The 7,505-nt window shown below is 58.0% G+C and carries 6 protein-coding genes; 3 read left to right on the plus strand and 3 right to left on the minus strand.

Features of this window, described 5'->3' with window-relative positions; all coding sequences use genetic code 11:
• Positions 1-95: 95 nt before the first annotated feature.
• From ilvC to HMPREF3011_RS06495, 3 genes are read right to left on the minus strand one after another with little or no spacing between them, the layout of a single operon-like run.
• Complete coding sequence (gene ilvC / locus HMPREF3011_RS06485) at positions 96-1,112, minus strand: ketol-acid reductoisomerase (RefSeq protein WP_038628558.1); 1,017 nt, start codon at positions 1,110-1,112, stop codon at positions 96-98.
• A 53-nt stretch (positions 1,113-1,165) separates the two neighbouring features.
• On the minus strand, positions 1,166-1,669 hold the full coding sequence (ilvN, locus tag HMPREF3011_RS06490) for an acetolactate synthase small subunit (RefSeq protein ID WP_038628556.1): 504 nt from the start codon (positions 1,667-1,669) through the stop codon (positions 1,166-1,168).
• Between the two features lie 34 nt (positions 1,670-1,703).
• A complete protein-coding gene (locus tag HMPREF3011_RS06495) occupies positions 1,704-3,614 on the minus strand; it encodes an acetolactate synthase large subunit (RefSeq protein ID WP_038628554.1) in 1,911 nt (636 codons plus the stop codon).
• A 376-nt stretch (positions 3,615-3,990) separates the two neighbouring features.
• Here HMPREF3011_RS06495 and HMPREF3011_RS06500 point away from each other — a divergent pair, with 376 nt between their 5' ends.
• The 3 genes from HMPREF3011_RS06500 to HMPREF3011_RS11410 all read left to right on the plus strand — a co-directional run.
• Positions 3,991-5,646, plus strand: coding sequence for a mechanosensitive ion channel family protein (locus HMPREF3011_RS06500; protein WP_070432185.1), 1,656 nt, complete (start codon positions 3,991-3,993; stop codon positions 5,644-5,646).
• Between the two features lie 57 nt (positions 5,647-5,703).
• The gene (locus HMPREF3011_RS06505) at positions 5,704-6,237 is read left to right on the plus strand and encodes a PH domain-containing protein (protein ID WP_070432184.1); all 534 of its coding nucleotides are present in this window, start codon (positions 5,704-5,706) and stop codon (positions 6,235-6,237) included.
• A 134-nt stretch (positions 6,238-6,371) separates the two neighbouring features.
• On the plus strand, positions 6,372-7,505 hold a 1,134-nt coding region (locus HMPREF3011_RS11410), incomplete at its 3' end, for a dihydroxy-acid dehydratase domain-containing protein (protein WP_246821449.1).

A 7,505-nucleotide genomic window follows, 5' to 3' on the forward strand; every position in this document is an offset into this window, starting at 1 on the left:
TAAGAGAGATACGAAAAGGGCCTCATCACGGCGATGAAGCTCAGTGATGAAGCCCTACTTCGCGAACAAGCGAAGGATTCGCTTAAGCAACAAACTTAGGCGGTCTCAGCGCGAGCGTCGACCTTAACCCAGCTCATCAGGTCGCGCAGCTTGGAGCCGACCTCTTCAATCTGGTGGTTGTTGTAGGAAGCGCGCAGGTCCTCGAGCTCCTTGTTGCCGCCCTCGACGTTGGCAATCAGACGCTTGGTGAAGGTGCCGTCCTGAATGTCAGACAGAATCTCGCGCATGTGCTGCTTGGTATCAGCGGTAATAACGCGTGGGCCAGACAGGTAGCCACCGAACTCAGCGGTGTCGGAGACCGAGTAGTTCATGTTGGCAATACCGCCCTCGAACATCAGGTCAACAATCAGCTTCAGCTCGTGCAGGCACTCGAAGTATGCCATCTCCGGCTCGTAACCAGCTTCAACCAGAACCTCGAAACCGACCTTGACCAGTTCCTCGGTGCCGCCACAGAGAACAGCCTGCTCACCGAAGAGGTCGGTCACAGTTTCTGCCTCGAAGGTGGTCGGGATAACGCCAGCGCGGGCGCCACCGATAGCTGCAGCGTAAGACAGAGCCAGGTCGCGGCCCTCGCCCTTCGGATCCTGGTCAACGGCGATCAGGCACGGAACGCCCTTGCCATCGACGAACTGACGACGAACCAGGTGACCCGGCCCCTTCGGAGCAACCATACCGACGGTGATGTTGTCAGCCGGCTTGATGAGGTCGAAGTGGATGTTCAGACCGTGGCCGAAGAACAGCGCGTCGCCGTCCTTCAGGTTCGGCTCGATGTCCTCGCTGTAAACCTTTGCCTGGGTGGTGTCCGGAACCAGCACCATAATGACGTCTGCCCATGCAGCGGCATCTGCGTTGGACTTAACCTCAAAGCCAGCTTCCTGGGCCTTCACAGCGGACTTGGAGCCTTCACGCAGACCGATAACAACCTCGACACCGGACTCGCGCAGGTTCTGAGCGTGAGCGTGGCCCTGGGAACCGTAGCCCAGGATGGCAACCTTACGCCCCTGGATGATGGACAGATCAGCATCGTCGTCGTACAGCAGTTCAATAGCCATTAAAATTAGCCTCTTTTCGAATCGGATTCGTTAAAAATCTTAGCGTTTAGTTGTTAGCGGGGCTGGAGCATCGGCTTCGGCCCGCGTGCCATTGCGACGGTACCGGACTGAATGAGCTCACGGATACCAAACGGCTCGAGGACCTCCAGCAGGGCTACAAGCTTCGAGCGCTCACCCGTCGCCTCAATGATGACAGACTCTTGAGAGACGTCCACCACGCGGGCACGGAAGAGATTGGCGGCATCGACGACCTGCGGACGATTGGTGTTGTCGCAGGAAACCTTCACCATTAGCAGTCCGCGCGACACCATGGTCTCTGGGGGCTGGCGGACCACCTTCAGCACGGGCACTAGCTTGTTGAGCTGCTTAGTGATCTGTTCGATCGGCAGCGTCTCCGTCTCAACCACGACAGTGATGCGGTTGACTCCCTCGGTCTCAGTTTCACCCGAGGTAATCGACTGGATGCTGAAACCTCGGCGGGTGAACATGCCCGCAATGCGGACCAGAATACCCGGCTCATCGAGGGTCAACACGGATAGAGTGTGCAGTTCAGCCATTTTGGGACTCACTTCCTGTTGCTTCGGATCCCGATTAGCGGGTCTTCATGGACGGGTGGTTAGCGTCGGGCTGCTTCGCGGCGTCCTCGGCGTTGTCCACAACAGTGCCGTGGATGTCAGCCGGGGTCTCGGCCGCTGAGTTCTCATCGTTGAACAGCGGGCGCAGACCACGGGCGTATTCGACCTCATCATTGGATTTGCCAGCTGCCACCATCGGCCACACCTGAGCATCCTCACCGACAATGAAGTCAATAACCACCGGTCGGTCATTAATCTCGCGTGCCTTCTTAATTGCGGCCGCGACATCTTCCTTCTTGGTCACGCGAATCGCCACGCAGCCAAGCCCCTCGGAGAGCTGGACGAAGTCTGGCAGGTAGGAGTTGTCCTCCGGGCGCAGCTTGGTGTTGGAGTAGCGCTGATCGTAGAACAGCGTCTGCCACTGACGAACCATGCCCAGGTTACCGTTGTTGATCAAGGCAACCTTGATGGGAAAACCTTCCATTGCACAGGTGGTTAGCTCCTGATTGGTCATCTGGAAGCAACCGTCACCATCAATGGCCCAGACTTCCTTTTCTGGAGCAGCCGCCTTGGCGCCCATCGCAGCCGGGATTGAGTAGCCCATCGTGCCGGCACCACCGGAGTTAAGCCAGGTGCGCGGGTTCTCGTACTGGACGAACTGCGCTGCCCACATCTGGTGCTGGCCGACGCCAGCGGCATAGATGGCCTCCGGGCCAACGATGTCGGACAGGGTCTGAATTACAAACTGCGGAGCGATTGCACCATCAGCGGGCTCTTCCCACCCGAGGGGGAACTCGTCGCGGAGACCGTCGAGAAGCTTCAGCCAGTCGGCAATCTGGGGGCGACTAAGACCGAGCTTGGTGTAGGACTCGCTAAGTGCGGCAAGGACCTCGCGGGCATCGCCGACGATGGGAACGTCAACTTCACGGAGCTTGCCAATCTCTGCCGGGTCAATGTCTGCGTGGATAACCTTCGCGTTCGGCGCGAAGGAATTCAGATCACCGGTAACACGGTCGTCGAAACGCGCACCGATAGTGATGAGCAGGTCGGACTTCTGCAGAGCAGCGACGGCGGACACCTTGCCGTGCATGCCCGGCATACCCATATGCAGCGGGTGCGAGTCCGGGAATGCGCCGCGAGCCATCAGCGTGGTCACGACCGGAACTCCAGTCTGCTCGGCGAACTCGACCAGCTCCGTGGAAGCATCAGCCTTAATGACGCCACCACCGATGTAGAGCACCGGACGCTTGGCCGCAGCAATCATCTCAGCTGCTTCGTCAATCTGACGCTGGTGCGGAGTCGTCACAGGACGGTAGCCCGGCAGGTCAATCTCCGGCGGCCAGGTGAAGTCAATCATCGTATTCTGGAGGTCCTTCGGAACATCGACCAGAACCGGGCCTGGGCGACCAGAAGAAGCCAGGTGGAATGCCTCAGCGAGCGCGCGCGGGATGTCCTCAGCTTCGGTGACCATGAAGTTGTGCTTAGTGATCGGCATGGTCACACCGCGGATGTCAGCCTCCTGGAAAGCGTCAGTACCCAGCAGCGGGCGACCGACCTGACCGGTGATGGCGACAACCGGAACGGAGTCCATCTGAGCATCCGCGAGCGGGGTAACCAGGTTAGTAGCACCCGGGCCGGAAGTCGCGATACACACACCGACCTTGCCGGAAACCTGCGCGTAACCAGTGGCAGCGTGACCAGCTCCCTGCTCGTGGCGCACGAGGACGTGGCGGAGCTTTTCCGAGTCATAAATCGGATCGTAGAGCGGAAGCACTGCACCACCGGGGATACCGAAGGCTACCTCAACACCAAGCTCTTCAAGAGATCGGACAATGGCTTTTGCACCAGAAATTCGCTCGGGGGCGCTGGTGCGCGCCTTAGCTGCGAATTGGGCGGGCGATGGGGTGTGCTGCTCGTGCGCGTTCACGATTTCGCTCCTGGGTCATGGTGGGCAACTACTCAACTCACATTCACGCGAAGAAGCTACGAATGTGGCGTTGACTACAACCTTAACGTCCACATAGTGAGAAGTCAATCCCGCCAATTGGACACCCCCGCCCGCTTAACACCCGAGCGCCTACCCACTTCCCACCCGTTTCCCCACAGCAGTCCCACCCCAGCTTTGGGAATCACTTTACCCAGAAACACCCCCACCCCCGATACGCTGGTGCACCCGAGACGGTGCAGAGGCGGTGTATCCGAGTCGGCACGCCAGAGCGGCTCACCTCGAAGCTCCTCTTTATGCATAATTCCTTATCTTTAAACTCAGCCCATCTTAAGGCGAACGACCTACGGTGGAGAGCATGGAATTTTTACAATTCATGTTGTTACGGGCATGGCAATGGATAGCCAGCAACGGTCTTGCCATTGCAAGCCTGGCCATTCTGCTAATTCTTGTTCCCCGCATCCGACGTTTCGTTCTGGCAATCGCAGACGGAAATATCTCCTCTGAGGACGAGCAAGCCAAGGGACGACGCGCGCTCATTGGCGCTGTTGTTTACATCGTCGAAGTTATTGCGTACTTCGTCTTAATCATCGCGATTCTGTCGAAATTCGGAATCTCGCTAACCGCCGCCGCCATCCCCGCAACGGTTGTTTCCGCTGCTGTTGGTTTTGGTGCCCAGGGAGTCATCGCCGACTTCCTCGGAGGCATGTTCATCATTGCCGAGAAACAGTACGGCATCGGCGATTGGGTTGAGTTCCATTCCCCTTCCGGCACCGTGCAGGGCGACGTCGTCAATATGACATTGCGCGCCACGACCATTCGAACCCTAAACGGCGAGGAAATTATCGTGCCGAACTCCGAGGCACGTATGTGTATCAACTACTCCTCGCAGTGGTCGCGTGCCGTCGTCGAAGTACCGGTACCGATGACCGCCGGTGGTTCCATTAAGGATTTGGAAGAGCGCACCGTCGCCGCTGCTAAGCGCGCAATCGCGCTGGACTCAATCAAGGACTCCGTTCTCTCCGAAATCAAGATGCAGTCCTCTACAGAGCTCAATCCACCAACGGTTATGGGGCTGCCGTGGACCGTCACCATGCGCTTGATTGTCGACTGCAAACCGGGCGACCAATGGCTTATCGAGCGCGCCATCCGCGCCGCAGTCATCGACACCTGGTGGGATGACTACGGCGAGCGCGCCCAACAGACCCCGTTTGCTCCCGCCGAAGAAATCACCGGCCACGTCCGCGATGACACGATGATTGAACAGCTCAAGCAGGCCGACGCTAAGCGCGAGAACAAGCAGGCGCTTGACGACGTCGACAGCGCTCCAACCGAGGTTGTCGAAATGGTACCGGACACAGCAGTCGAGCCAGTCACCGCGGAAACTAAGCTGATCGAAACTCAGACCGTCGACAAGCAAGACGAGAATGAGCGATCCGATCTTCCGCACGCGGGAGCCGATCTTGACGATGCGCGACGCGAGCAGGAAGACAGTGAAAGCAACAGCGCCATCCGCAAGCTGATTAACCACCCCGATTGGAAGACACTCACGACGCGCCAGAAGGTTCGTCGAACCCTCTCCGCAGGTGGGCGCGCTCGCGTTTCGACGATTGTACTCCTGGTAACCTTACTGATTCTCTTCATTTTGAACCTGATGACACTCGAAACTGAGGACGGCCCATCTGGATGGTTGGCACCGAGCAGGTGGAACGATCGCGTAGCGACACAGGAAGAGGACTCGGAAGAGTCGTCGGCACCACAGTCATCCAACCAGCCGACTAGCACCACACAGAATGTGCAGCCCACCGAGACCACTCAGCAGAATCAGACATCTCAAAACCAGCCAACGGAGACTTCTCAGCAGCCGCAGAACACACAGAACCGCACACCTTCGACCACCACCTCCACCCAGCCAAGCTCCGAGCAGAGCAACACTGGCAACGAGGACACTGGTGGATCGCAGTCGACGGACTCCACTAACAACGCGGAACCGAACTCGGCTGATACGCAATAACGCGCAACCGCCTACCGTGCACTAGCCAATCCGAACTACCCGCTACAATCAATAGCCATGACTGACTCGACTCCACAGCCAAAAATTGCGACGCAGCGATTTCGCCCACAGAAGACGCATCTGTTCATCGTTGCGTTCATGGTCGTGCTGTGTGTAATTGCCGCCGGCTTTACCCCGTGGCTGGCCGTTACCTTCCTGGCACCGTTGATTTATACGCTTTGGATTTTCCGAGTACGCACCACCGTGGGGTCACGCGGCATCACTGCGGTTTATCTACTGTCCCAGCGCCGTTCGGTGCCCTGGAGTGATTTTGCAGGCATCTTCTTCAACAAGGGCGGTCGAGCCTTTGCGGTCACCAAGTCAGATGAGCGTATCGCGCTGCCGGCCATCTCTTTTAATTCACTGCCCGAGCTAAAGGAAGCCACCGGCGGTCTGATTCCGGATCCGATTACTTCGGCTCGCATGGCGGAAAATGACAAGGTCGAGGTCTTTGACCGCGATGGCTACTCCGTAATGAAGAAGGCCAGTGAGGTTGAGGCTGACGCCAAGGTTAAAGGCGCTAAGGCTAAAGGCGAAGTCTCTGCTGAGTAACATCTAAGCAGTCCACAAAAGCCCCTAAATCTCATTATGCGGACACTAGTGACCGCGAAATGAGACATTAGGGGCTTTTGTGATTAGTATGGACAATTAGTTACCTTGCACCCTATCTAGGAAGGGCAGCCCACATGATCCCCCTTCGCTCTAAAGTCACCACTGCCGGACGTAATGCCGCTGGCGCTCGTTCCCTATGGCGTGCGACTGGCATGTCCGATAGCGACTTCGGCAAGCCGATTATCGCAATTGCAAACTCTTACACCCAGTTTGTGCCAGGGCACGTGCACCTGAAGGATGTTGGCGACATCGTTGCGGAAGCTGTAACCGCGGCAGGTGGTGTCCCCCGTGAGTTCAACACCATCGCCGTCGACGACGGTATCGCAATGGGACATGACGGCATGCTCTACTCGCTGCCATCCCGTGAAATTATTGCCGACTCTGTGGAATACATGGTCAACGCTCACACCGCTGACGCGTTGGTGTGTATTTCCAACTGTGACAAGATCACGCCAGGCATGCTCAATGCGGCTCTGCGCCTGAATATCCCGGTGGTCTTCGTTTCCGGCGGGCCGATGGAATCGGGGTCATCGGTTGTTATCGATGGCGTCGTCAAGCCTGGCTCTGACCTAATCTCGGCTATTTCTGCATCCGCGAATGACAAGGTCGATGACAAGAACCTGCTGGACATCGAGCGCTCGGCGTGCCCGACCTGTGGTTCTTGCTCGGGTATGTTCACCGCAAACTCGATGAACTGCCTGACCGAGGCCCTCGGCCTGTCCCTGCCGGGCAATGGTTCTACGCTGGCGACTCAGCAGGCTCGCCGCGACTTGTTCACCCGCGCCGGTGAGCTAATCGTGGACCTGGCGAAGAGCTACTACAACGATGGCGACGAGTCCGTGCTGCCGCGCAACATCGCCAACCGCGACGCATTTGTCAACGCCATGACGCTCGATGTTGCCATGGGTGGCTCCACCAACACCGTGCTGCACATTCTCGCTGCCGCGCAGGAGGGCGAGATTGACTTCGACCTCTCTGACATCGACGCGATTTCCCGTCGTGTTCCGTGTCTGTCTAAGGTAGCGCCGAACTCTGACTACTACATGGAGGACGTCCACCGCGCCGGTGGTATTCCAGCCATCCTCGGCGAGCTGCGTCGCGCCGGCCTGCTGCAAATGGATGTCCGCTCTGTACACTCCCCGTCGTTGGAGGAGCACCTGGATAACTGGGATATCCGCGGCGGCAAGGCCACTGACGAGGCCATCGAG

It is taken from the genome of Corynebacterium sp. HMSC074C04 (assembly GCF_001838295.1).
Lineage (GTDB): Bacteria > Actinomycetota > Actinomycetes > Mycobacteriales > Mycobacteriaceae > Corynebacterium > Corynebacterium amycolatum.